This window comes from Rhodococcus sp. 320_ES (assembly GCF_059691855.1).
In genome coordinates this window covers 464,478-488,944 of the sequence record NZ_JCAWAG010000002.1, presented here as the reverse complement: position 1 = coordinate 488,944, position 24,467 = coordinate 464,478, and the positions used below count along the sequence as shown (strand labels likewise).

Annotated in this window: 26 protein-coding genes and 1 pseudogene; 15 read left to right on the top strand and 12 right to left on the bottom strand. The window is 66.1% G+C overall.

Annotated features, from left to right (window positions below; all coding sequences use genetic code 11):
- Positions 1-39: 39 nt before the first annotated feature.
- Positions 40-828 (bottom strand): enoyl-CoA hydratase/isomerase family protein, encoded by a 789-nt coding sequence (locus AC59JP_RS08985; protein WP_497325410.1) that lies wholly within the window; start codon positions 826-828, stop codon positions 40-42.
- A 75-nt stretch (positions 829-903) separates the two neighbouring features.
- Positions 904-2,046, bottom strand: a complete 1,143-nt coding sequence (locus AC59JP_RS08980; RefSeq protein WP_497325409.1) for an acyl-CoA dehydrogenase family protein — start codon at positions 2,044-2,046, stop codon at positions 904-906.
- A 91-nt stretch (positions 2,047-2,137) separates the two neighbouring features.
- On the opposite strand from AC59JP_RS08980, the gene AC59JP_RS08975 reads away from it, so the two are divergent.
- Genes AC59JP_RS08975 through AC59JP_RS08960 form a run of 4 tightly spaced genes read left to right on the top strand, consistent with a single transcriptional unit; the run spans position 2,138 to position 3,973 of the window.
- Positions 2,138-2,515, top strand: coding sequence for a nuclear transport factor 2 family protein (locus AC59JP_RS08975; protein ID WP_497325408.1), 378 nt, complete (start codon positions 2,138-2,140; stop codon positions 2,513-2,515).
- Positions 2,512-2,904: a hypothetical protein gene (locus AC59JP_RS08970; RefSeq protein WP_497325407.1), complete on the top strand. Its 393-nt coding sequence runs from the start codon at positions 2,512-2,514 to the stop codon at positions 2,902-2,904. Before AC59JP_RS08975 ends, AC59JP_RS08970 begins: the two co-directional genes overlap by 4 nt.
- Complete coding sequence (locus AC59JP_RS08965; protein ID WP_497325406.1) at positions 2,901-3,242, top strand: helix-turn-helix domain-containing protein; 342 nt, start codon at positions 2,901-2,903, stop codon at positions 3,240-3,242. Before AC59JP_RS08970 ends, AC59JP_RS08965 begins: the two co-directional genes overlap by 4 nt.
- 38 nt (positions 3,243-3,280) lie before the next feature.
- Entirely contained in the window at positions 3,281-3,973 is a 693-nt protein-coding gene (locus AC59JP_RS08960) for an SGNH/GDSL hydrolase family protein (protein ID WP_497325405.1), read from the top strand.
- 4 nt (positions 3,974-3,977) lie between these two features.
- Here AC59JP_RS08960 and AC59JP_RS08955 read toward each other — a convergent pair whose 3' ends face one another.
- The gene (locus AC59JP_RS08955; protein WP_497325404.1) at positions 3,978-4,598 is read right to left on the bottom strand and encodes a TetR/AcrR family transcriptional regulator; all 621 of its coding nucleotides are present in this window, start codon (positions 4,596-4,598) and stop codon (positions 3,978-3,980) included.
- 83 nt (positions 4,599-4,681) lie between these two features.
- On the opposite strand from AC59JP_RS08955, the gene AC59JP_RS08950 reads away from it, so the two are divergent.
- The 8 genes and pseudogenes from AC59JP_RS08950 (at position 4,682) to AC59JP_RS08915 (ending at position 13,041) form a co-directional block, all read left to right on the top strand.
- The gene (locus tag AC59JP_RS08950) at positions 4,682-6,034 is read left to right on the top strand and encodes a cytochrome P450 (RefSeq protein ID WP_497325403.1); all 1,353 of its coding nucleotides are present in this window, start codon (positions 4,682-4,684) and stop codon (positions 6,032-6,034) included.
- 97 nt (positions 6,035-6,131) lie between these two features.
- Entirely contained in the window at positions 6,132-7,103 is a 972-nt protein-coding gene (locus tag AC59JP_RS08945; protein WP_497325402.1) for an AurF N-oxygenase family protein, read from the top strand.
- A gap of 3 nt (positions 7,104-7,106) precedes the next feature.
- Positions 7,107-8,777 (top strand): FAD-dependent oxidoreductase, encoded by a 1,671-nt coding sequence (locus AC59JP_RS08940; RefSeq protein ID WP_497325401.1) that lies wholly within the window; start codon positions 7,107-7,109, stop codon positions 8,775-8,777.
- Positions 8,774-9,517 carry a TetR/AcrR family transcriptional regulator gene (locus AC59JP_RS08935; RefSeq protein WP_497325400.1) on the top strand — a complete coding sequence of 248 codons (744 nt, stop codon included), beginning with the start codon at positions 8,774-8,776 and terminating at the stop codon, positions 9,515-9,517. The genes AC59JP_RS08940 and AC59JP_RS08935 overlap by 4 nt, the downstream gene beginning before the upstream one ends.
- Entirely contained in the window at positions 9,514-10,119 is a 606-nt protein-coding gene (locus AC59JP_RS08930; protein ID WP_497325399.1) for a TetR/AcrR family transcriptional regulator, read from the top strand. Before AC59JP_RS08935 ends, AC59JP_RS08930 begins: the two co-directional genes overlap by 4 nt.
- Positions 10,120-10,196: 77 nt before the next feature.
- Positions 10,197-11,402 (top strand): acyl-CoA dehydrogenase family protein, encoded by a 1,206-nt coding sequence (locus AC59JP_RS08925; RefSeq protein WP_497325398.1) that lies wholly within the window; start codon positions 10,197-10,199, stop codon positions 11,400-11,402.
- A pseudogene (locus AC59JP_RS08920) lies at positions 11,395-12,419 on the top strand (phosphotransferase family protein). The gene AC59JP_RS08925 and the pseudogene AC59JP_RS08920 overlap by 8 nt, the downstream one beginning before the upstream one ends.
- A 49-nt stretch (positions 12,420-12,468) precedes the next feature.
- Positions 12,469-13,041 (top strand): dihydrofolate reductase family protein, encoded by a 573-nt coding sequence (locus AC59JP_RS08915; protein WP_497325397.1) that lies wholly within the window; start codon positions 12,469-12,471, stop codon positions 13,039-13,041.
- Here the strand turns inward: AC59JP_RS08915 and AC59JP_RS08910 are convergent.
- On the bottom strand, positions 13,030-13,641 hold the full coding sequence (locus tag AC59JP_RS08910; RefSeq protein ID WP_497325396.1) for an NAD(P)H-dependent oxidoreductase: 612 nt from the start codon (positions 13,639-13,641) through the stop codon (positions 13,030-13,032). The genes AC59JP_RS08915 and AC59JP_RS08910 overlap by 12 nt on opposite strands.
- Before the next feature lie 78 nt (positions 13,642-13,719).
- Here AC59JP_RS08910 and AC59JP_RS08905 point away from each other — a divergent pair, with 78 nt between their 5' ends.
- Complete coding sequence (locus AC59JP_RS08905; RefSeq protein ID WP_497325395.1) at positions 13,720-14,295, top strand: TetR/AcrR family transcriptional regulator; 576 nt, start codon at positions 13,720-13,722, stop codon at positions 14,293-14,295.
- Between the two features lie 10 nt (positions 14,296-14,305).
- Here the strand turns inward: AC59JP_RS08905 and AC59JP_RS08900 are convergent, their stop codons facing one another.
- The 6 genes from AC59JP_RS08900 to AC59JP_RS08875 all read right to left on the bottom strand — a co-directional run bounded on the left by AC59JP_RS08900 (position 14,306) and on the right by AC59JP_RS08875 (position 20,389).
- On the bottom strand, positions 14,306-15,409 hold the full coding sequence (locus tag AC59JP_RS08900) for a zinc-binding dehydrogenase (protein ID WP_497325394.1): 1,104 nt from the start codon (positions 15,407-15,409) through the stop codon (positions 14,306-14,308).
- A gap of 62 nt (positions 15,410-15,471) precedes the next feature.
- Positions 15,472-16,902, bottom strand: coding sequence for a hypothetical protein (locus AC59JP_RS08895; protein WP_497325393.1), 1,431 nt, complete (start codon positions 16,900-16,902; stop codon positions 15,472-15,474).
- Complete coding sequence (locus AC59JP_RS08890) at positions 16,899-17,423, bottom strand: signal peptidase I (RefSeq protein WP_497325392.1); 525 nt, start codon at positions 17,421-17,423, stop codon at positions 16,899-16,901. Before AC59JP_RS08890 ends, AC59JP_RS08895 begins: the two co-directional genes overlap by 4 nt.
- A gap of 15 nt (positions 17,424-17,438) precedes the next feature.
- Positions 17,439-18,101: a hypothetical protein gene (locus AC59JP_RS08885; RefSeq protein WP_497325391.1), complete on the bottom strand. Its 663-nt coding sequence runs from the start codon at positions 18,099-18,101 to the stop codon at positions 17,439-17,441.
- Positions 18,102-18,110: 9 nt separating this feature from the next.
- Positions 18,111-18,782 carry a SipW-dependent-type signal peptide-containing protein gene (locus AC59JP_RS08880; RefSeq protein WP_497325390.1) on the bottom strand — a complete coding sequence of 224 codons (672 nt, stop codon included), beginning with the start codon at positions 18,780-18,782 and terminating at the stop codon, positions 18,111-18,113.
- Between the two features lie 230 nt (positions 18,783-19,012).
- Complete coding sequence (locus tag AC59JP_RS08875) at positions 19,013-20,389, bottom strand: MmgE/PrpD family protein (RefSeq protein ID WP_497325389.1); 1,377 nt, start codon at positions 20,387-20,389, stop codon at positions 19,013-19,015.
- Positions 20,390-20,587: 198 nt separating this feature from the next.
- On the opposite strand from AC59JP_RS08875, the gene AC59JP_RS08870 reads away from it, so the two are divergent.
- Together AC59JP_RS08870 and AC59JP_RS08865 are read left to right on the top strand one after the other, a co-directional pair.
- A complete protein-coding gene (locus AC59JP_RS08870) occupies positions 20,588-21,400 on the top strand; it encodes a cyclase family protein (protein WP_497325388.1) in 813 nt (270 codons plus the stop codon).
- Positions 21,397-22,818 (top strand): MmgE/PrpD family protein, encoded by a 1,422-nt coding sequence (locus AC59JP_RS08865; protein WP_497325387.1) that lies wholly within the window; start codon positions 21,397-21,399, stop codon positions 22,816-22,818. Before AC59JP_RS08870 ends, AC59JP_RS08865 begins: the two co-directional genes overlap by 4 nt.
- A gap of 1 nt (position 22,819) precedes the next feature.
- Here AC59JP_RS08865 and AC59JP_RS08860 read toward each other — a convergent pair whose 3' ends face one another.
- Complete coding sequence (locus tag AC59JP_RS08860) at positions 22,820-23,647, bottom strand: HpcH/HpaI aldolase/citrate lyase family protein (protein ID WP_497325386.1); 828 nt, start codon at positions 23,645-23,647, stop codon at positions 22,820-22,822.
- Positions 23,644-24,444 carry an IclR family transcriptional regulator gene (locus AC59JP_RS08855; protein WP_497325385.1) on the bottom strand — a complete coding sequence of 267 codons (801 nt, stop codon included), beginning with the start codon at positions 24,442-24,444 and terminating at the stop codon, positions 23,644-23,646. Before AC59JP_RS08855 ends, AC59JP_RS08860 begins: the two co-directional genes overlap by 4 nt.
- Positions 24,445-24,467 lie beyond the last annotated feature (23 nt).

Genomic DNA, 24,467 nt, shown 5'->3' with positions numbered 1-24,467 from the left:
CACGAGGATTCCCTTCTGACTACGGTCGAGGCGGACGGATCAGCGTCCGACCCACTTCGGCTCACGCTTCTCGAGGAATGCGGTGACGCCCTCTTTGCCGTCCTCGGACTGCAGTGCGTTGCCCACGGCGAGGTGCTCCATCACCATGAGCGACTGGATGTCTGCGTCCAGACCGCGGTCGATGCACATCTTGGTCAGCTTCATCATGAACGGGCTCTTGTCGGTGAGGTTCGCGATGAACTCCTCGACCGTCTTGTCGAGAATCTCGGCCGGCGCGGATGCGTTGATCAGGTCGAAGTCGACCGCCTCGGTCCCGCTGAGGAGCTTGCCGGTGAGCATGAGCTCCTTGGTCTTGCGGATGCCGATCATGCGCGGCAGACGGTAGATGGGACCGGCGCCGCCGAAGAGTGCACGGCGGATGTGGAAGTCGCCGATCCGGGCGTCGTCCGCTGCGATGGCGAAGTCGCAGGAGATCATCAGCTCGAACCCACCGGCGGTGACGTAGCCCTCGAGGACTGCGACCGACGGGGTGTTCATCGAGTACAGGCGGTCACACACCTTGGCGGACAGGACGGCGACGTCCATCGCGGTGGTCGTGCCGATGAAGTCCGACAGCAGCTCGTCGAGATCGAAGCCCGAGCAGAAGGTGTTGTTCACTCCGCGCAGCACGAGAACCTTGAGGTTCGGATCGTTGTCGACCTCCACGATGATCTCGTCCAGCCGGTGCAGGAGCTCCACCGTGACGGCGTTCTTCTTGTGCGGGCGGTTGAGCCAGACGCGCGCTACGTCGCCGTCTTTCTCGAGCAGGATGTGGTCGGTCTCGATCATGGGATTGCCTCTCGATAATTGAACTGGATTCACTTCAGTATTAAACACCGAACGGGTCGGCGTCAACAGTGGACTTCAGACGCCGATCAAATCCGCGATGCGGCGCCGGTGGTCCCGCGAGTTTCCCTGCAGCGCTTCGTTTCCCATCACACGTCGGTAGTACGAGTGCGCGGGGTGCTCCCAGGTGAAACCGATGCCGCCGTGCAGCTGGATTGCTTCCGAAGCCACGAGAACGGCCGCGTCGGTGCAGACGGCGCCGGCCACCGCGATGGCGAGAGAGGCGTCCGACGGGTTCTCGTCGTAGACCGCCGCGGCGTATCGGGACGCCGATCGAGCTCGCTCGAGGGCGAGCAGAGCGTCGGCGAGGCGGTGTTTGACGGCCTGGAACGACCCGACGGGTCGGCCGAACTGCTGTCGGGTCTTGACGTAGTCGACGGTGGTCTCCAGAAGTGCGTCCGCCACACCGGTGTTCTCGCACGACAGAGCCACTGTTGCGAGATCTGCCAGCCTGCTGCATATTCCGGCCGTCGTGTCAGGGGACGACAACGCCGGCGCGACCGCATCGGTCACCGTCAGGTCGGCTTGGCGACGGGTCGGGTCGAGTACGCGCAGGTTTCGCGCCGACACACCGTCCGCCGTGGAGAGTGCGAACAACCGTCGACCGTCGGAGCATTCGGCGGAGAGGACGACGACGTCCGCTTCGGCGCCCCCGACCACGTGATGTGCAGTGCCGCTGAGGGTCCAGCCGTCCGAATCGTGCCGCGCGACGAGTGCGTCCGCCTCGGGTGTCAGTGAGCTGACCGTCGCGATCGTCGAACCCGCAAGTGCGTCGGCGACCAGTGCGTCGACACCCGGTTCCGTTGCTGCAAGGAGTGCATGCACGCCCAACGTCGCGCTCGCGTACACCGGCTCGGGGACGACGGCGCGGCCGCATTCTTCGAGAATGATGCCGAGTTCCACCATTCCGTATCCGAGACCGCCACGGCTTTCCGGAACGGCCAGACTGGTCACGGACATGTCGTCGGTCAGCCGCGTCCACAGGGAAGCGGAGTACCCGAGCGGCTCGTCCGACGACGCGCGGACCCGAGCGATCCCGGAGTGCTTGACCAGGAGACTTCGGACGGCGTCGCGAAGCTGTCCTTGTTCGTCGCCGGGGGTCAGGGCGCTCGGCTCGGAGCGAGGCCACGGGACCTCGCTGGGGGGTGTCGTGACAGGCATGGCGCTCCACTCGACTCGAGTTCAGTTTATGTCCGAACCATAGCGCGACGGAGCCTCGACAAACAGGGTATAGCCGAACTAAGTTCAATTCATGACGCTGAACATCCAAGACTATTACTCGACGCTGGACAGCGGCGATCTCGCGGCGGCGGTCGAGATGCTGGCACCGGACGTCGAATTCGTGATGATCCTGCCCAGCGGAACCAACCGGGGATCCGGCCGCGACGCCATGTTGACGTATCTGACCGCCCGCCCGCCGGTCGATCGCAAGCACAACCTGCTCTCCGTGGCCGACGACGGCGACCTCCAGTTCGCGCACGGTTCGGTGACCGACGCCGGCCGTGTCACGGGCTACTTCGTCGGCGCCATGCACCTCGACGGCGCCGGCTTGGTCGATCGTTATCAAGTGTCCTTCGACGCCGATTTCGCACTGGTGCCGATTGCCGACGACAGCGAGGGGACGAAATGACCCAGCCCACCGGTGCCACCGAGACTCTCGAACTCTGGTTCTCCTACATGGATTCGGACGACCCGGATCGCGTACTCGGCATGATCTCGGACGATTTCCAGATCTCGATTCTTTTCTCGAAGGGCCAGGGCGACTCCGCCGAATTCGTCGGAGATCGCGAAGGCCTCGTTCGATACCTTGCACAGCGGGAGAAGAGCACTCTCGTTCATCACATCGAGGCCGGGGCGTCGGTCAACGGAATCGAACTCGTCCTGGGAAAGACGACGCGCGCAGGCGAATTCGAGGCGTCGTTCAACGCCTCCGCCCAACTCGACGCCGACGGCAAGGTCAGAAGAGTGCTGATGGCGCGCAGCCCGGAGGTCTCGTTCGCCGCGGGCACGGATCGGTGAGCGCGGCCGCCGAGTCGGACACTGTCCTCCAACTCGGTCCGGTGGCGAGCCGCGTGGTGGAGTTGTTCGACGCGCTGGGCGAAGGTCCGTTGCCGGACAACAGGTCCGTCGCCGCTCTGCTGCACATCAGCGAACCGCACCTGCGGCGCATGCTGGCCCGTGAGTCGACCTCCATGGGAGCTCTGCGTGCTCGGCACTACACGGACGTAGCGCTCACCCGGCTGCGCGGGGGTGAGACGGTCACCGACTTGTCCGCCCGTCTGGGTTATTCCGAATCGCGCGCATTCCGGCGCGCGTTTCGCCGCTGGACCGGGGTGCCGCCGAGCGCGATCGGTTGACGACCCGGCCGGACCACAGGGCAGCTAACCTGGACTCGGTGCACCTCGACTATCGCAACCGCACCGGCAGAGGCCCCGGGCGCGCAGTCCGAGCCCTCGGCTCCGTCGTCCCGGGCGTCGCCCGGGTGTGGTCCCAATCCGAGCCGTATGCCGACGAGTGGCATGCGCACAATCTGTCCGCACTGGACGATCCTGGACGTCGTTGGTTCGTTCTCGGCGATTCTCTGTCTCAGGGCATAGGGGCATCGTCGTACGACGCCGGCTGGGTCGGCCAGCTCGCCCGCCGGCTTGACGAGCACGGGCACCGCCTCCAGGTCGTGAACCTGTCCGCCACGGGCGCGCGGGTGCGTGATGTTCTCGATCAGCAACTGCCGGTGCTGAATTCGATCGGCACCCGCGACGGCGACGTGGTCACCGTGATGGTGGGGTCGAACGACCTGTTCGGCGGTCGGCGCGGTGAGCTGGGAGACGACTTCGCAGAGTTGGTGGATCGGGTGCCCGTCGGGACCGTCGTGACGACGCTCCCGCAGCCCACCCGCGCCACCGATGGAGCGAATACGCACATCGAGCGCGCGGCCGAGCAGGGCCGGATCGTCATGGCGGACCTTCGTGTCACGGGCCCCTCCTCGTGGCGCGGCCGGCTCGCCGGCGACTGGTTTCACCCGAACGACGCCGGATACGCCTCGATAGCAACCGCAATGGAGCAGACGATGCTCACGGTTCTCGGCTGACGGGTCAGGGGCGCTGCGCTGTCGCCACGAAGTTGTCGGTCGCGGCGGCGACGATCTGCGTCGGCGTCACGTCGATGTCTCCGTTCAACCACGTCACGACGAGTTCGGCGAGTCCGCCGACGAAGAGGACCGCGTTGAGGTCGTCTCGCGGTGCGGGCCACGCCCGCTCCCCGTACAGCGCGTGCGCTTGCTCCACGACGAGGGAAGCGAAGTCGCGCAACAACTCCTGGCGGTAGGAACGAAGCGACTCGACCGCGGTCGACTCGATCATCGCGACCCGCCCCTTGCGGCGATCTGCGGTGAGAACGCCGACGAACGCAGCAATCGCGTTCTCCACTTTCTTCTCGACCGAGGGGGCGGGCGAGCCGAGAGCGTCGAGTGCTGCGGCCCGCACTTCGTTCGACACCGCGGCCACGATCTGCTTCAGCAGATCCTCCTTGCCGGTGAAGTTCTGGTAGAAGTAGCGCTCCGTCAATTTCGCGTGCGCGCAGATCGCAGTCATCGTCGTGCCCGACGCACCGACGGTGGAGAACAGTTCGAGACCGGCGTCGAGGAGTCGTTCACGACGTTCGGCACTGCGGTCGTCTGCGCTTCTGCCCGCGTAGGGACGCGCCGATGAGTTCACTCGTAGATCTTGACAGGTCGTTTCGATGTGACGCAGACTACACAAATCTGACAGAGCGTCCTGTCAGATTGGAGGGACTACCGATGTCGAAGATGCTCGCCACCCCACCTGCGGACACAGGTCTCGATCCGGTTCCCGGCGACAGCGGAATGCCGGTGATCGGATACATGCTCGACTACATTCGCGATCCTCTCGGTCACTTCCGTACTCGGTGGAGCAAGTACGGCGAGGTCTCGTGGGCCACGATGGCCGGACAGAAATGGGTGATCGTTCTCGGGCCCGACGCCTGCCAGGAAGTGTTGCAGAACAAGGACAAGGCGTTCGTGAACAGCGATGGCTGGTCCAAGTTGATCGGACCGTTCTTCCACGGTGGACTGATGCTGCTCGACTCCGAGGAACACCTGCGGCATCGCCGAATCATGCAGCAGGCGTTCACCAACGACCGGTTGGCAAAGTCCGTCACCGCGTTGAATCCCGTCGTCTCGGCGGGGCTGGACGCATGGGCCGCGGGCGATGCGTTCCGCGTCTACCCGGCGCTCAAGGCCCTCACCCTCGATGTTGCAACCGAGGTTTTCATGGGCGGGGCGGAGGGCGCCGACGACGCCGAAATCCGGCGCATCAACGACAGTTTCGTGGCGTGCGTGCAGGCTGCGACGTCCATCGTGCGATACCGCCTACCCGGTACGCGGTGGAAGAAGGGTCTCGACGGCCGGCGCACCCTCGACGCATTCTTCCGCCGTTACCTGCCGGCCCGGCGTGCGACTGCGACCGACGATCTGTTCTCCACGCTGTGCCACATCGAATCGGAAGCGGGACAACGCTTCTCCGACGACGAAGTGATCGACCACATGATTTTCCTGCTCATGGCGGCCCACGACACGTCGACGATCACGCTGTCGACGATGATGCAGTACCTCGGTCAGCACCCCGAGTGGCGGGAGCGGTGCCGGGCCGAATCCCTCGTTCTCGGAACCGATTCGCCGACTCTGACGCAGCTGAACGAATTGGAGAGCGTCGACCTGGTGATGAAGGAGTGCCTGCGGTTGGTCTCGCCCACCCCGGTCGTGGCACGTCGGGCGGTGAAGGATACGACGGTTCGCGGCCGTTTCGTCCCCGCGGGGACGTTCGCGTCGGTCGCTCCGCATTTCACGCATCACATGCCCGAGTACTGGCCGCAGCCCGAGAAGTTCGATCCGAACCGCTTCTCCGCGGAGCGTCGTGAGGACAAGGTGCACCGTTACGCGTGGGAGCCGTTCGGCGGTGGGGTGCACAAGTGCATCGGCATGTTCTTCGCGGGCGCCGAGATCAAGACGATCATGCATCACCTGCTGCTGACCTTCGACTGGACGGTCGATGCGGACTACGTCGCGCCGCTGAATTTCACGTCGTTGCCCTTCCCGGAGGACGGTCAGCCGGTCGAGTTACGACGGATCTGACGCGCTCTATTGTCTGCAACAAGATGTCGCAGTAAGGTACGTGAAACACGTTGTTACAGGTACCGCGAGACACGCGCAGTGCAGGCGAAGGAGTGTCATGACAGTCACGACCACCACGCGGAACGACTACGAGCGCACCCTTGCGACGTTGTCGGAAGCGTCCGTTCACCAGCACTTCGACGCGTTCGTCGACGTGCCGTGGGACGACCCCGAATACGCGATCACCCCGAACGACGAGCGCTGGATCCTCCCGCCGGCCGACCCCCTCGGCTCGACGCAGTGGTACCGGTCCCAGTCGGTGGAGCGGCAGATCTACATCGGCATGTACCGCCAGGCGAACATGCTCAAGGTGGGTCTGCAGTTCGAGCAGATCCTCATCAGCGGGCTGATGCATTACGCCCTGTCGCTGCCCAACGGAACTCCCGAGTACCGGTACGCCACTCACGAGGCCACCGAGGAGTGCCATCACACGCAGATGTTCCAGGAGCTGATCAACCGCATCGGCATCGACGTCGCCGGAGGCCCCCGATGGTTCCGCAAGACCGGGCCGTTCATGCCGTTGGCGGCGGGCCCGCTGTCCTTCGGGTTCTTCGTCGGCGTGCTCGGTGGCGAGGAGCCGATCGATCACATGCAGAAGGCCGTGCTGCGTACCGGCACCGAAATGCATCCGCTCGTCCAGCGGGTCATGCAGATTCACATTGCGGAGGAAGCTCGGCACATCGGCTTCGCGCACCAGTACCTTCAGTACCGGAGCCCCAAGCTGAACCGCAGACAACGGGCGGTCATGTCGGTGGCCACTCCGGTGATCATGCGCATTCTGTGCGACGCGATCATGAAGCCGACCGCGAAGATGCAGCGCGATCTCGACATTCCCAAGCACGTCGTGAACGAGGTGTGGTGGAGCTCGGACGAGTCGCGAAAGGTGTTGCGCGACATGTTCGGTGACGTTCGCGCCCTGGCGACCGAGGCGGGACTGATGAACCGCGTGTCGGCACGGGTGTGGCGGATGCTGAAGATCGACGGCCGGCCGTCGCGCTTCCGCAGCGAGCCCAGATCCGCAGCGGCCTGACGCATGCCGCACGTCGTCACCCAGTCCTGTTGCGCCGACGCCTCCTGCGTCGTGGCGTGTCCGGTCAACTGCATTCACCCCGCGCCGGGTGAGCCCGGTTTCGGCACCACCGAGATGCTGTTCGTGGACCCGGCGTCGTGCGTGGGGTGCAGCGCGTGCGTCACGGCGTGCCCGGTCGGTGCGATCGTTCCCGACACCGCCCTGACGCCCGAGCAGCAACCGTTCCTGCAGTTGAACGCCGACTACTACCGAGACAGCCCGCACGCCGACCGCACTCCGCTGGCACTGGTTCCGCAGCAGCGCCGACTGCGCCGTCCCGGCCCGTTTCGGGTGGCCGTCGTCGGCTCCGGTCCCGCCGGCCTGTACACCGCGGACGAGTTGCTGAAGCACCCCGAGATCAGCTCGGTCGACGTGTACGACCGGCTGCTGACGCCGCACGGGCTGGTGCGTCACGGTGTCGCGCCGGACCATTCGGCAACCAAACGCGTCACCGAGTCGTTTCGCGACATCGAGGACCAACCCGGGTTCGACTACGTGCTCGGGGTCGAGGTGGGCGTCGACGTGTCCTTGGCCGAGCTGGCGTCGAGCTACCACGCCGTCGTCTACGCGGTGGGAGCGTCGACGGATCGCCGGCTCAACATCGCCGGGGAGGACCTGGCCGGATCGCTGGCCGCGACCGACGTGGTCGGTTGGTACAACGGCCATCCCGATCGTGTCGGCGTGACGGTCCCGCTCGACCACGAGCGGGCGGTGATCGTCGGAAACGGCAACGTGGCACTCGACGTGGCCCGCGTCCTCACGCGGGACTCGCGGTGGCTGGAGGCTTACACCGACATCGCATCCGATGCGCTCGCGGCGCTCGACGCCGGCGCGCTCCGGGAGGTGCAGATCCTGGGCCGACGCGGTCCGGGCGAATCGGCGTTCACCCTGCCGGAGCTCATCGGTCTGGCCAACCTGCGAGACGTCGACGTGCTGGTCGACGTCGACCCCGCGCTTCTGGCCGGCGACGACCCCCGCACCCGGTTGCTCGCGGAGATTGCCGCGCGTCCGCAGTCCGATCCGACCGATCGCCGTCGAATCGTCCTCCGATTCCTGGTCTCGCCCGTCGAGATTCTCGGAAAGGACGGGCGGGTCTGCGGGGTGCGTGTGGCGAAGAACCGTCTCGAACCAGGAGCCGACGGAGCGGTCCGCGCCGTCCCGACCGGGGACACCGAGGTGGTCTCCGCGGGCCTGGTCGTGCGATCCGTCGGTTTCCGGGGAACGGAAGTCGCCGACCTGCCGTTCGACGCGTCGACCGGCACCGTGCCGAACGATCGCGGACGGGTCCGAGACGGCGTGTTCGTCGTCGGATGGATCAAGCGCGGCGCGCGTGGGTTCATCGGTACCAACAAGAGTTGCGCGCAGGAAACGGTGGAGAGCGTGCTCGATCATCTCGACACCGCAGACCTGTCGGCGACGACGGACGAACTCCCTGCGCGATCCGGCGACGTCGGCACCGTGCGCGGGTGGCGACGGCTGGACGCGCTGGAAATTGCGCAGGGGCAGGCCCGCGGTCGTCCGCGCGAGAAGATCGTCGACGTCGAGGGGCAACGTGCCGCGCACCGCACGGCCGATCGACACCGTCCGGCCTCCGGCCTCTTCGGGGCGAAGGGGCGACGTCTGCGCCGAGCATGAGAACATCGCTCATGGACGCCGTCAGCCGCACTGCACAGTCGGACGGACGGAAACGGCGCTGGCAGCAGCACACCGCCGAGCGGCGTGAGCGCATCATCGAGGCGGCGTTGACCGTTCTCGCCCGCGACATCTCGCCGGGTGAGCGTATGACGGCGCAGCAGATTGCCACCGAAGCGTCCGTGCACCGCACCGGGCTCTACCGCTACTTCGACGACCGGACGGACCTCGACACATCGATCCAACGGGTCATCTGCGAGGACATTCGGTCCAAGGTCATGTCGGCGGTCGTGTTGACCGGCACTCCGCGAGACGTCGTGAACCGAGTGGTGGGCAGCTACGTCCACTGGGTTTCCGAACACCCGCAGTGGGCTCGGTTCGTCGAACAGGATCTCTCCACGGACACGGTGTCGCCCTTCGAGGAACTCAACCGCGACATGTCGCGACAACTCGAGGACATCACCGCGGCGTTCCTCGCCCTCGTCGGCGCCGACCTCGGGCCCGACGACCAGAAGTTGGTGGGTCCATGGGTGTCCGGTCTGATCTCCGGGTGCATGGGAGCCGCGCGCACCTGGGGACAGCAGGGCGACGATCAGACCGACATCGACACCTTCGTCACCTTTCTGGCGGACACGATCTGGATGCAGATTATCGGCCTCGGTGAGTCACGTGGAGTGAACATTCCCCGAGTTCCGTTGGAGGACATGGTCGATGGCGCGCGTCGACCCGAGGTCCAGCCGTGACGGCATACGCAGACGGAGGCTGGCGCGTCTACGCGGGAACCGATCTTCCGTTGCCGCTCGCTGCCGCGCTGGCCGAATTCGTGGAACACGGGTATCACGGAACGACCGTTCGCGACATCGCGCGGCGTGCCGGGCTGTCCGTGTCCGGCCTGTATCACCATTACCCCTCCAAGCAGGAGATGTTGGTCGGACTCACCGACGCGGCGATCGAGGAGTTGCTGGCGCGCTCGCGGGCGGCGGAGGCCGAAGCGGGCCGTTCGCCGTCGGCTCGCTTCGATGCGGTGGTCGAATCGTTGCTGCTCTTTCACATGCACCGGAGAGAACAGGCCTTCTTGAGCTCGACGGAAATTCGTAGCTTCGATCCCGACCGGCGTGATGCCTACGTGAGCAAACGGGACGAGCAACAGCGAATGGTCGACGCGATCGTCGCGGACGGTCTGTCCGACAACGTCTTTCACGTACCCGACTCCGTCCACGCGTCGCGCGCCGTCGTTTCCATGTGTGTGGGAGTGGCGAGCTGGTACCGACCGGACGGGCCTTCCTCGCCGGCGGAGCTGGTCGAGATCTACTTACAGATCGCTCGCCGCATGGTCGGTGCTTGACGGGCTCGCCCCTCTCTGTCAGTGTCGAGAGTGCGACCGAACGAGCGTACGGTCGGTGACTCAGGAGGAAGCTTCCGGTGGCGATCGAACTCGAGTACGACCCGCACGTGGTGACGTTGATCGACAAGACCAGAGCTTTCACGCGCGAGCACGTGTTGCCCATCGAGGACAAGTTCGTCGGCAACATCTCCGATGCGGGAGGCGACCGGTGCCGCATCGAGATGCAGGCAGCCGCCAAGGACGCGGGAATCTTCGCCCCGCACGCACCCGTCGGTTACGGCGGGCACGGGTTGAACATGTCCGACCGCGCCCCGGTGTTCGAAGAAGCCGGCTACTCGCTGTTCGGGCCGATCGCATTGAACATCGGTGCCCCGGACGAGGGCAATGTGCATCTGCTCGCCCATGTCGCGTCGGACGCTCAGAAGGAGCAGTTCCTCGCCCCGCTGGCGCACGGTGACGTGCGCTCGGCGTTCGCGATGACCGAACCGGCGCCCGGTGCGGGATCCGATCCGTCGGCGTTGTCGACGACCGCAACGAAGGTCGACGGCGGGTGGAAGATCGACGGCCACAAGTGGTTCATCACCGGAGCGGACGGCGCAGGCTTCTTCATCGTCATGGCTCGAACCTCGGGGAAGCCGGGTGATCGCGGCGGCGCCACGATGTTCCTCGCGCCGGCGGACACGCCTGGAATTCGGGTGGGCCGTCACATCAGCACCCTCGACAAAGCCATGATCGGCGGTCATTGCGAGGTCTTCTTCGACGGAGCGTTCGTCCCCGACGAGAACGTGCTGGGCGCAGTCGACGAAGGATTCGCCTACGCGCAGGTGCGATTGGGCCCGGCTCGGATGACGCACGTGATGCGTTGGCTCGGTGCCGCGCGTCGCGGGCACGACATTGCCGTCGCGCAGGTCGCCCGCCGCGAAGGTTTCGGATCGACGCTCGGTGACCTCGGGATGATCCAGAAGATGGTCGCCGACAACGAGATCGACATCGCGGCGACCCGGGCGCTGCTGGTGCAGGCGTGCTGGGCGCTCGACCGAGGGTCCAAGGCCGGCAACGAAACCTCCATTGCCAAGACCTTCGCCGCGGAGGCGATCTTCCGAATCGTCGACCGTGGTATTCAAATGTGCGGCGGGATGGGCGTTTCCGACGACCTGCCGCTGGCTCGGCTCTCTCGGGAGGTGCGGCCGTTCCGGGTGTACGACGGACCGTCCGAGGTGCACCGGTGGGCCATCGCGAAACGGGCTGTCGGAGCGGCGAAGAGGGCCGCCCGCGATGCCTGAGCTTCCCGGTATGAATGTTGCTGCGCTGCAGGATTTCCTCGTGCGCAGCGGGGTCGAGGTGCAGGGCGAGCTGCGTGTCGAGCTGATCAGTGGCGGTCGCTCGAACCTGACCTACAAGGCAGTCGACGACGTCGGCGCGTGGGTGGTGCGCCGCCCACCCGCGGGTGGGTTGACCCGTCGGCGCACGACATGGCGCGCGAGTGGTCGGTGACCAGCGCACTTGCCGTGACCGACGTTCCGGTGGCGCGGGCCGTCGCGTTCGATGCGGAGGGTGACGCCCTCGGTGCGCCGATGACGGTGGTGGAGTACGTCCCGGGGACGGTGGTGAGATCACGGGACGATCTGAATGCGCTGTCGGACGACGAGGTACAGGCCAACGCATCCGAACTCGTCGACGTCCTTGCCCGGCTGCACGCCGTCGACTTCGACGTCGTCGGGTTGTCGAGTTTCGGCCGTCCCAACGGGTTCGTGCGGCGGCAGGTCGCGACGTGGGCGCGGCAGTGGGACATCGTCAAGACACGCGAGTTGCCGGACGTGGAGCGATTGCGCGATGCGTTGGCGACGAGCGTTCCGGACGAGTCGGCGTCGTCGATCGTGCACGGGGACTACCGCGTCGACAACACCATTCTTCTCGACGGCGATGCGAGCCGGGTTGCAGCCGTTGTCGATTGGGAGATGTCGACCCTCGGTGATCCACTGACCGATGTTGCGCTGATGTGTGTGTACCGGCAGCCCATCTTCGACGCGGTCCTCGGTGAGAGTGCTGCGTGGACGAGCGACCGCTACCCCTCGGCGGACGATTTGGCGCAGGCCTACGCCACCCGAACCGGAAACACGCTGCCCCACTGGGACTTCTACGTGGCGTTGGCGAACTTCAAGCTCGGTGTGATCGGCGAGGGCATCACGCACCGTGCCCGTGCAGGATCCGGGCGCGACGGGGAGGCGGCGGCGGAAGCCACGAGCGAATTCATGGCTGCGGGACTGCGTGCGATCCACGGCTCGGGCGTCTCCGATTAGTTCGGGGTGTTCCGCGAGTCCACAGTCGACGACTCACCGAAGGAGCATCATGGGAAAGCTCGGCTACAGCATGCACATCTCCCTCGACGGCTACATCGAGGACGCCACGGGCAGCTTCGCCTTCTCTCAGCCCGACGAGGAGGTGCACCGGTTCTCGAACGCACAGGCGCGCGACACCGCGGGGTTCCTGTTCGGTCGGCGTCTGTACGAGCTGATGGAAGATTTCTGGACGTCACCCGAGCGCGCCGACGGCGACGAGGTGGAGGCGGAATTCGCTCGCGAGTACGTCGCAACACCGCGAATCATCTTCTCCGACAGTCTCGAATCGGTGCCGGACGGTTGTCGGCTCGTGCGTAGTGCCGACTCTGCCGCGGAGGTCGAGAAGCTCAAGCGCGAGACCGACGGGTGGCTGAGCCTCGGCGGTGCTTCGCTTGCGGCGTCGCTGGTCGATCAGATCGACGAATTCTGTCCGATCGTGGCGCCGGTGATCGTGGGCGGGGGCAAGCCCTACTTCCCGTCGGGCCACCGACTGGACCTGACGTTGATCGAGCAGCGCGTGTTCGAGGCCTCGAGATGGACGTTCGCCCGCTACCGCGTCGAGGGCAGCCCGTCAGAGGCGTGACAGCTCGGCGGTCCGGGGGCATCCTGACACGTGTTCGGCAACCGCCTCGCTCACCTTCGTCACCTCGTCGGCAATGGCGTCGGGGCTCTTGGTGTCCGACTCGTGCAGGTAGGTCGTCGAACCCAATCGCGCACCGCAGTATTCGACGATCCCGCGTTCGATCTGGGTCTCGACGGCAGCGTGAATTCCGTGCCGCTCGAAGCTGTCCGCGTCGTCGCCTGCGATCACCACCAGGTGGACGGTGAGGTGCCCGAGTTTCTTCGTGAACTCACCGCCGGGGGTGAAGTCGTACGCCCAACCCCCGACGAACACGCGGTCGATCCATCCCTTGAGCAGGGCGGGCATCGACCACCAGTACATCGGGAACACCAGAACGAGGTGCTCTGCGCGGTCGATCCGCTGTTGTTCGGCGGCTACGTCGGCGGGTGTGCTTCCCGTACCGCGGTACAGGTTCAGGTCGGCGTCGGTGAACCGCGGATCGAAGTCCTCGGCGGTCAGATCGGCCACGTCGGCATCGCCGATCGCGCGCGCCACGGCGTGCGCCATGTGGTGCGTGAGAGAGTCGGGGGAGGGGTGGGACACGACGACGAGAGCGGTCATGATTGCTTCCTTGCGGTAGGGAGGGCAAGCTATATACCAAAAGTAGGTTACTATCAGTACATAGTGCAGGAGGTGCTCATGGTGCGAACGCGGCTCTCGCGCGCCGACAGATTCGATCAGCTGATCGAACACGCCTGGGCGCTGGTGCGGGCGGAGGGCGCGGATGCGCTGACGCTCGGACGTCTCGCCGAACGGGCGGGCGTTGCGAAACCGGTGGTGTACAGCCACTTCGCGTCGCGCAACGCGCTACTGGCTGCGCTGTTCACCGAGTTCGACGGCCGCCAGGCGGCTGCGCTCGAAGAATCGTTGTCGACGGCCGAGCAATCGCTCGAGGGTCGCGCGGGCGCCATCGCCGACTCGTTCGTGGGGTGCAGCCTGGCGCAGGGACGCGAGCTCACCGGGGTGCTCGCCGCACTGGAAGGCTCGCCCGAATTGGAGCAGGTGAAGCGCGACGCCGAACAGGCGTACTTCGAGCGGTGCGCCGCCCTACTGTCTCCGTTCAGTCGACGCGGCCGTGTGTCGGCACCGTCGATGACGGCCATATTCGGAGCCGCAGAAGCACTGTCACAAGCGGCGGTCACCGACTCTCTGTCCCCCGGCCAGGCAACGGACGAGCTGACTGCTCTGATCGTGGCGGTGGTCGGCAGAGCGTGAGGGTGTGTCCTCAGTCGGTGCCCATCTCGATGATCGCGCGGCCGGTGATTTCTCCGCGCGCCAACGCCTGATAGGCCTCGTCGACGCGGTCGAGGCTGTACCGGCGGGTGATGACCTGTTCGGGGGACACGATTCCGCCTTCCACCATGCGCAGCAGCGCCGGCATGTCGGTTCGCGCCTTCGCACCGTACGACCCGTGAATTTCCAACTTGCGGCGGACCATTCGAGCCAGGTCGACCTCGCCGACGGTGCCGGCCGGGGCGATTCCGACGACCACCGCGCGACCACCGTCGTCGAGAATGTCCATCGCGGTGGCGAAGGTCCGCGCATTGCCCAATGCCTCGAACGCGACGTCGACACCGTGACCGTCGGTGAGTGCTTTCACCTCGGCCACGACGTCGGCCGTCGCGGAATTGACGGTGTGCGTGGCGCCCAGCGCGGCGACAGCGGCAAGCTTGTCGTCGTCGATGTCGACCGCGATGATCTGCGATACACCTGCGGCAGAGGCGAATTGAACGATCGACGATCCGACGCCGCCCGCGGCGATCACCGCGATGCGGTCACCGAGGGACAGTTGTGCGTTGTTCATGGCACCGAGTGCGGTGAACGAGCTGCACCCCAGGATCGACACTTGCTCGAGCCCGACGCCGTCGGGAACAGCGAACGCGTCGGACGCCGGCACGACGCAGTATTCGGCGAGCCCGCCCATGGAGTACATCGCCAGCGGGGTGCCGTCGTGCCGGGCCAGCCGCGAGTCACCGTCGTACAGCGTGCCTTTGAGCCGATTGAAGGCGAAGAACTTCTCGCACAGGTCCTCCTTGCCGCGGGCGCAGTGGCGGCACTCGCCACACGGCATGATGAAGCTGCATACCACCCGATCGCCGACGGCCACGTTCTCGACGCCCTCGCCGACCTCCTCGACGACGCCGGAGACCTCGTGCCCCAGCACCGCGGGGACCGGGAAGGCGACCTCCGATTTCAGGACGTGAAGGTCGGTGTGGCAGACGCCGCACGCGGCCACCTTCAGCAATATCTCACCGCGCCGAGGCGTCGGAACGGGAATGTCTTCGATCGTCAGAGACGGGCCGGTGCCGTCGAACACTGCAGCTTTCACCACTCGAACGTAACCGCTCGACGGGTGGGCGCGTGGGGCATTGGGACAGAACCCCACCCCACCTACCCCCGAACGGCAGACTTGACGGGCACCGGCACCCCGTCGATCGTCTTCGGAACCCACAGCCCGTCGACGAGTGTCGGATTCGAAAGGTCGCCGGCATCGAACGTCAACTCGGAACCGTCGTCGCAGGAGAACGACGTCGGCTCAGCACCATTCGCAGTGCAGGTGCGGCCGTCGACTGTCGTGAGAGCGCTGACCGGACCCTCGCCACTGAAGACTGTCGCCGGTGTCGAGGACGGCGGGGGAGTGGTTGTCGACAGTGTCGTCGTCGGGACCGGGTCGATATCGGTCGTGGTGGTGGTGGTGGTGGTGGTGGTGACGGTGGTCGTGGTGGCTGAAGCGGTCTCGGTGGTGGTCGCCTCGGTTGTGGATGCCGCGGTGGTGGTCGGGCTCGTCGTCGACGGACCCGTTGACGTTGTTGTCGAGGGTGGTGTCGTCGTCGGGGTTGGCGACACCGGCACGGACGACGTCGGTTCTGCGTCCACGGCGGCGGGTGCCGCCACCCTTGCCGACGCGAGTCCCGCCGACAGCGCGGTCGGAGCGGAACCGGACGTCCCGCAGGCCACGTCGACCAGTACGGCCCGAAAGGTGAAGTCCAGCAGGACTTCACCTAAGATACCCAACCTCAGAACGCGGGTGTCCATCACAAGAGTCGAGCGTGCACTCGTCGCGGTCTGAGTGACGGTGCTCGTCATCGACCCGGAGACGGCCGCCGATGCCAGCGCGCCCTGCCCGAAGGTGAAAGTGGTGGTTCCGCCTGCGGCGGGGATCGACACGGCATTGCCTTTCACCTGCACGGACCCCTGGTTTCCTGCTGTCGCGTTGGCGGCCGCGGCCGCGGTGGCTGTGTTCACCGCGATGGGAGCGCTCAGATTGCACGCAGCCGAGGCGGAAATCGGTGACGTCACGCTCAACGCGTCAACCGTTCCGACGCCCGCCACCAGGCTTGTGCGGAGCCGGTAGGACGACAACGATCCCGTGGAGTAGACCTTCTGCGGTGCCGACGCACACTGTGTGGGTGACGCCGGACCCCACGAGTAGGACGCACACACGGTCCCCCCGATCGACGAGCCTGCGGTGCTTTCGGCTCTGAACTGATTGATCAAGGACAGAACGCCCCCGGTGACGTACGGACCTGCGCCGGAGGTGGTCACGGCCCCCGGCGAGGCCTGAGTCGCCGCTGCCGTCGAGCCGGCCCACGGCAGCGGATCCCCGCCGGACAACAGCCCGACCACGAAATTGATCGACGACACGCGGCCAACCTCGGCACGCGCGTTTCCACTCGTCGGCCAGTAGGCGGACGACACAGGAGCCACCAGGTGGTCCACGTCGGTCCACGCCGCGTCGGTCGTGTGTACACGGGTCGTCGCCCCGGCGAGAACGACGACCGCCGCAAGCAGAACGACGACTGCAGTCCGCGCTCGCGTCATGTGTGTGGTTTCGGTGTTCGGGGCCAGAAGACGGCAACGACCAGAATCGTCATGGCGATCGTGATCGCCCCCAGCGCGAACGGGTTCGAGAGCCAGACAATGGCTTTGGCCAACTCGGGGACCGACCACAGAACTTTGCGGACCTCGGTGACGTTGTAGCCTGCGGGATCCTCGTACTTGTTCGCGTCGCCCTTGAGTTCGAGGAAGGTCTCTCCGTTGGCCGCCGGGGTCGTGCGGACCACGCGGTGTGTGACAGGCAGTTCTCCGGGCCGGTCCACCGTGACGACGTCACCGGGGACAACCGACTCGGCCGGTACCTGTCGAACCACCGCAAGCGATCCCGTGGGAATCGTCGGTGACATCGAGCCGGTTTTGAACATGATCAGCGTGACGTTGAACGCGAACGCCATGACGACGAGCGCGATACAGACGATGCCGCCGAGGGCGAGGACGTTGAGCAGTGCATCACCCACACGTGAAAGTGGGCTACGACGTCGGTGCGCGGTGAGGTCGGTGGTCATGGTTCGTCTTTCGGTTCAGGCTGTGCCGACGAACGACCATGTGGCCGTCAGGGACTGAGAGTTCAGTGCCGGCGTGTTCCACACCGCGGTGGTGTCGGGCAGCGTCAATCGGAAGCACAGTGCGACGGCTGTTCCCGGTAATCCGGGCGCGCCGGCAGTCAATGTCAGAGCGGGCGTTGCGGAATCGGCCGCCAGCGACACTCCGGCGCTTGCCGAGCCCACGAGGAAGGTCGAGCCGGAGACGAAGGCGCTACTGGCGCACGTCGTGGACCGCACCACCGTGTACTGCAGGGCGGCGCCCAACGCTGTGGATGTCGACGACGTGCCGTCGATGGTCACCGCGACGGCGGGTGAGGCCGTGACGGCACGTAGCGACACCGCGCCGTACGCCGATGTGCCCGGAAGCATTGCCGTGCCGTCCGTTCCGAGGGCAAGCGTGGCCGGCGTCGCCGCCGTGTGCGTGCCCCAGTTCGTACCACCGTCGACGGAAGACTGAAAACCGAAGGTGCCTGCCGTGAACGACCCTTTGCCGATCGTTCTGTCCGTCCAGCTCGCCGCGACCGCCGTGGTCGAGACCACGGCGGCCGCGAGACCGAGGACGAGGCCGGATGCACAGAGAACTCGGGCCCGGCGGCTCGTTGCGAGACGCGAGCGCCGGGGTGAAGCGTGCCGAACCATTCGGAGAAATCAGGGCGTGACGGCGGTGGCAGCGAACTGCCACGTCACACTGCCGGTGGTCTTGCCGGCTGCCTGAGCGGCGGTCACCGTGGAGGGTAAGGACACCGCAAAGCACAGCGGCACAGCGGTTCCGGCTGCCGGGAGCGAGATGGCGTTGGCGGCACTACCCGTCCCAAGCGTGCTTCCCGCCGCGACGACCGTGGTTCCACCCGTGATCGTTCCGGCTGTGCACGCGCTCGCCGCGACCCCGCTGACCACGGTGTACGTCAGGTACTGGGTCAGCGGGCCTGTCGTGGGTGTGGCGCCGTTCAGCGTCACGTTGGCGGCGTAGGCGCCGCCCGCGCCGGCGGCACTGCCGACGCGCAGCGCGACCGGTGCGTAGACGGTTGTCCCGGGGCTGAGTGCGTCGAAATTGGTTGTGTAATTGAACGTGCCGGCAGTTCCCGCTGTGTCGTATTCATCCCAGGCGCCGGTGCCACCGGAAGAAAAGTCGCCCTGGACATTCCAGTTCTCGGCGGTGAACGTGGCTTTTCCGAACACGTTGTCCGTCCACGCGGCAAGGGTGATCGCGGCGCCCACGCCGAGGACGAGTCCGCCTGCGAGCAGCGCTCGTATTTTCCGCTTTCGGATGAGTTTGCTGTCGTCGGATGGCGCGGCAGGACTGTCGAAGTCTGTGGACATGGTTTTCCCCTGTGTAGTGAACCTCCATTCTGACAATGGCGGTATGCGCAGGAGCGTAAACCTGCATTGACCGAAAAGCGAGTGTTATGAATAGATTTCGGATTTGACTTCCCCGATATAGATCCTTTATACGGACGACGTAATCAGCCTGCGCCGGATAAACGGATTTTGGGTTTGTAAGTGCGTGTGACTGTGCGTCCTACCGGCCGGTAAGATCCGCTGTGCGCGATTTACTGCCCCGGAGGGGCGGAAATCGCGCACAGGGGGCGGAGCCACCCAGCCACATCGTCCGACGACCGGAGACCCTCGACGACATCGTGCACAACCTGCGCATCGGCCACGCCTGTCAAGCGCTCGACCTTCGTGCGCACCGCATCGATGTCCATCGGGAAGTGGTCGACGTCGCCCACCGGGTTCGGAGTGATGGCACTGATCGTGTCACCACCGCGCAGCGTCACGGTCACCTCCGCTGCGCGACGTGCGGGTAGTAGTGCATCCAAATCGTCTGCAGCACATACACTCACACGTTCACTGAACCTCTCGGCGTCGTCGAAGGTGGGTCCCGCCGGGTCGAGAGCGGCCGCGTCGATCGTGTCGGTGACGAAGGATGCCGCGACGACGAAGGGCAGTGAGAACATGGCCGCGAGACGGCTCGTCGGGTGCCGTTGGAACAGTGGCGCAGCCAACGAGTGCGTCCGCACGTGAACGGTCTCGACGTCGTCCGCCGTCCACTCGGCGCCGGCCTTCAGGCTCTGAATCGTGTCGACGGCTGCGTGGGTATACGAGCACGACGCGTGCTGTTTGCAGTACCCCTCCAGCATGAACCACCGTGACCCGAGGTCCTCGGTCAGGCGGTCGTAGTTCATGGTTCCGATGATGTCGCCCAGCGTCTGCGCCGCGGCGCCCGAGTTGCTCACCAGGCCCGCGCTCGCCAGTCGCGAGGCGTCGAGTCCCGCGCGCACAGCGCCGGCGATCCACAGATTCCGGGTAAAATTCCCGTCCAGTACGACGGCCCACGGTGCCACGTGGACGAGCGCGGACGACGCGTCGATCGCGGCCGCCACGCCGGTCGCATCGAGTCCCATGATGGATGCTGCCGCCGCAGCGGCTCCGGTGGCTCCCCAATGGCCGTGCGTGTGCCACCGCGGATCCCGGTCGAGCGCGTATCCGAATCGGGTGGCCACCTCGTATCCCGCCACGACGGCGGCCAAGAATCGTGATCCGTCTATTGCTTGGGTGGACATGCGAACTGCTGCGATCGCGGCCGGGACCACGTGGGCGGCCGGGTGCCCGGCTGCGTACTTGTTGCCCTCGTCCAGTTCGAGGCAGCACGAAGCGATGGCATCGAGTTGGGCGGCAGTCTCGACGGTCGTCGTATCGGGGGTGCCGAGCGGTGCGGTCGTTCCGGACTCCGTGAGCCACGCTCGTCGAAGTCGCGTCATTTCCGAGGTCCTCGCGCCGGCGACGGTCACGCCGAACAGGTCCAGGAGAACGATCTCGGCTCGCGCCGCGAGCGGCGACGGCAGACCCCCGTCACGCAGTGAGCACGTCATGTCCGCGAGCCGTTCTATCTGTTCCGCTGAACGAAACGCTTCTCCACTGTCCATCTCGGCACGGTAAGGGCATGACTGTGCGGTGTCAATGGCAATACGCAAGTGGCGATGCGGTGTTAGCCTGATCGAATTCAGCGACATCGACCGAATAATGTTTCGTTCAACGGAACGAGCCTGAGCAATGTCGGTGCCGAATCGAAGCGCTGCCGAAACGAACAGCGCTGCCGGAACGAACAACGAGGAGACGACACCATGCCCGACCAACTTCACCAGGCCGTGTCGGCCGGGGTGCAGATCGTCGACCTGGGTCGACAGTTGCGGGTCGGGATGCCGCAGTCGCCCAATCATCCACAGTTCTGGCACACGCTGCCGCGACGGCACGGTGACATGACGAGATCCGACGGCGGCAGCGCGGCCAACGACATGATCACCACCGGAACGCATGTGGGCACGCACATCGACGCACTCGCCCACGTCTCGCACGACGGCAAGCTGCACGGCGGTGCCGACGCCGGCCAGTCCTGCATCGGCGGCAAGTACGTCGAGCACGGAGTGCACACCATTGCCCCCATGATTCGGCGCGGAGTCCTCCTGGACATTCCCGCCGTGCTGGGGCTCGACCGCTGCGACGGCGGGTACGAGATCACGGTGGCCGATCTGGAGGCCGCGTGCGACGCCGAGAACGTGGTGGTCGGCGAGGGTGACGTGGTGCTGATCCGCAGCGGCTGGGGTCAGTTGTTCGACGAGGGGGCTCCCTACGTCGGAGGACCGTCCGGTGTTCCCGGCGTGAGTGAAGCCGGTGCACAGTGGCTGGCGCAGAAGCAGATTCATGCCGCCGGCGCGGACACCATCGCGTTCGAGCGACTGGCGCCCGGAGGCGGCCACGCATTGCTCCCGGCCCACCGTGTGCTGCTCGTGGAGAGCGGCGTCTACATCATCGAGGCGCTGGACCTGGAAGAGCTGTCCGCTCTGAAGCGGTACGAGTTCTCCTTCGTTCTCGTGCCCCTGAACATCTTCGGCGCGACCGGGTCTCCGGTCCGGCCGCTGGCGGTGACGTCGGCATGAGCGATCGCACCCTGGCGCAGACGCTTGCGGAGTTCGCCGCCGGCACCGACTACGACTCGCTTCCCGCCGACGTGGTGGACAGCGTGGGCATGCGCGTTCTCGACACATTGGGTATCGCGATAGCAGCGACGGAGCTGGACACCAGCGCCGCGGCCACGGCATGGGCTCGTGAACAAGGCGGTGCGGCAGCTGCATTCGCCGTCGGTGTGGACGTCGCGCTGCCCGCCCCGTTGGCGGCCTTCGTCAACGGCGTGCTCGCGCATTCGCTCGACTTCGACGACACGCACCTGCCGTCCATCCTGCATCCGAGCGCCAGCGTCGTTCCGGCAGCCCTGGCCGCGGCTCAGCAGCACGGAGCGAGCGGGCGAGACCTGGTGCGCGGCATCGCTGTCGGGCTCGAGGTGTGTGTGCGGCTCGGCATGGCCGGCTTCGACCCGACCACGAAGAACTCGGTGTTCTTCGAGCACGGGCAGCACGCGACGTCCATCTGCGGCGCCATGGGCGGTGCGGTGGCTGCGGCCGTGATCGGCGGAGCCGACGAGGGGAAGATCGTCGACACTCTCGGCATCGCCGCGTCGATGGCGGCGGGGATCATCGAGGCCAACCGAACGGGTGGGACGGTCAAGCGCATGCACTGCGGGTGGGCCGCGCACTCCGCGCTCGCCGCCGCGGGTCTTGCGCGCCACGGGATCACCGGACCACCGACCGTGCTGGAGGGACGCTTCGGCTTCTATCAGGCGTGGCTCCACGGCGACGGGCGAGCGTCGGAAATTCTCGACGGGCTGGGCACCGACTGGGCCGTTCCCGGAATCTTCTTCAAGCCGTATCCAGCCAACCACTTCACGCACGCGGCTGTCGACGCCGGTGCCGCTCTGCGTACACGCGGTATCGCGCCGGACGACATCGACACGCTGGTACTCGGTGTGCCCGCAGCGAACCTGCGCACCATCGGGGAACCGATCGAGGTGAAGCGCGCCCCCGCAACGGGTTACATGGCACAGTTCAGCGGCCCCTATGCGGTAGCCGTCGGAATGTTCGGGGGAGGTGGGCTCGGCGCCGCGCTCGAGGACTACTCGGACGAGTTGGCAACATCGGCGGACCGCCGCGCACTGATGGCGAAGGTCGACGTGGTTCCCGACGCACGGTGTGATGCCATTTTCCCGCACCAGTTTCCGGCTGTTCTGACCGCGACCTTGACGGACGGGTCGACGGTGGTGGAGGAAGTGCTGACGACGCGCGGTGGCCCGGAGCGTCCGCTGTCGTTCGACGAGGTGTCGGCGAAGTTCCGTGCCAACGCAGGACCGTTTCTCGCCGCCGACGAGCTCGACGCGCTGGCCGGACGGTGCCACTCGCTGGACGCACTCGTGTCCGTCGGAGAGTTGCTCGAACCACTGACGACGGTCGAACGCAGCGTGTGACCTACGCGCGGGCCAGGATTTCCCTGGCCCCGCGTACCACCGCTTCGTCGACGAAGTGGCCGCGGTCGTCGACCGTCGGCCCACCGCCGGAGAGTGCGTACAGATCCAGAAGCCGTTGTGCCCGTTCGAGTTCGTCGGGCGACGGCGTCAGAGCAGCGTTGATGATGGACACCTGACGGGGATGCAGTGCAGTCCGGCCGCGAAAGCCCATGTTCACGAAATGGTCGGTAGTCGCGACGAACGTGTCGAGATCGCGGAAGTCGGTCGACGTCGGAGCGATCGGCGCAGCGAGAGACGCAGCAGCGCAACCGATCACGATGTCCATGCGAATCGAGTCGATCACCGCGGACGTGTCCGGAACCCGCGCGATGCGCAGATCGGCGAGCAGGTCGACCTCGCCGATTCCGAAGGTGAGCACGCGTGGTCGCGCTGCCATGGCGCCGAGCGAGCGGAGCGCATGCGCTGTTTCGATCAGACCGATGACGGCGAGCGGACCGCACCCGCGTGCCGATTCGAGCTCGGTGAGAAGGGCGTCGGCGCGATCGAGCGCGTCCACCGAACACTTGGCGATCATGATGCCGCGGACTCCGGGAAGCACCGCCGCGGCCAGGTCCTCATCGAGGAACTCCGGCGTCACCCGCACCCACGCCTCGGTGTCGTTCTGTTCGCGAGTGCGGAGCCAGTCCGACACGCATGCCCGGGCAGACTCTTTGTCCAGCAACGGAACTGCGTCCTCGAGATCGAGGATGACGGCGTCGGCTTCACCCGAGACGGCCTTGTCGAACAGCGACGGTTTGATCGCGGGTACGTAGAGAAAAGATCGGCTCATTTGCCCGCCCTCTGCTTCAGATGTGCCGTGATGGAGCGTGCGGCGGTGACGACCTGCCTGGCGTGCACGACGTGTTCCTCGTCCGCAGTCGACGAGTAGCGGAAGGCGGGTCCGGACGAGCTCACGGATCCGAGAACGTGATCGGCGGCGTCGAAGAACGGCGCGGCAATGGAAGCGGCTCCGGTCTTGCGCTCGTTGATCGAGGTCGCGTACCCGTTCACGCGGATGTCGGCGAGCCTGGAGTGAAACGCCTCGGCATCCACCTCGGGGTTCGTGCCGCGCAGTTCCTGCAGCGCTTCGGCGGCGAAGTGCTCGGGGAGGAACGCGAGGATGGCTCGGCTCGAGGCGCCCGAGTGCAGGGGGTACTGCGGGCCGATCTCGACCACCATCTTCACTTCCTGCGGACTCTCGTACTGGTCGAGATACACCCGGCGGTGGCCGACCAGCGCGGACAGCGTTGCGGTTTCGCGTGTCTCGGCGCGCAACGTGCGCAGGACGGGCGCCGCCACCGATCGCACGTCCAGCTGACTCCATGCCTTGGTGCCGAGCCCGATGGCCGCCGGGCCGAGCGAGTACGTCGAATCTCCGGGTACCGGCTGCACGATGGACCGAGACGACAGCGACTGCAGAATGCGGTGCACCACAGCCTTGCTCAGTCCGAGCCGACGTGCGATCTCCGAGACCCCGAGCGCTCGATCGGACTGCGCGAACGCCAACAGGACGTCGGCCACCCGGTCAGCGGACTCGGTACCCGTGGACGTGTCGACCGAAAGTCGTGAGCTGGGCGGCGTGACCATGTGGCCATCCTTCCGTATGCAGG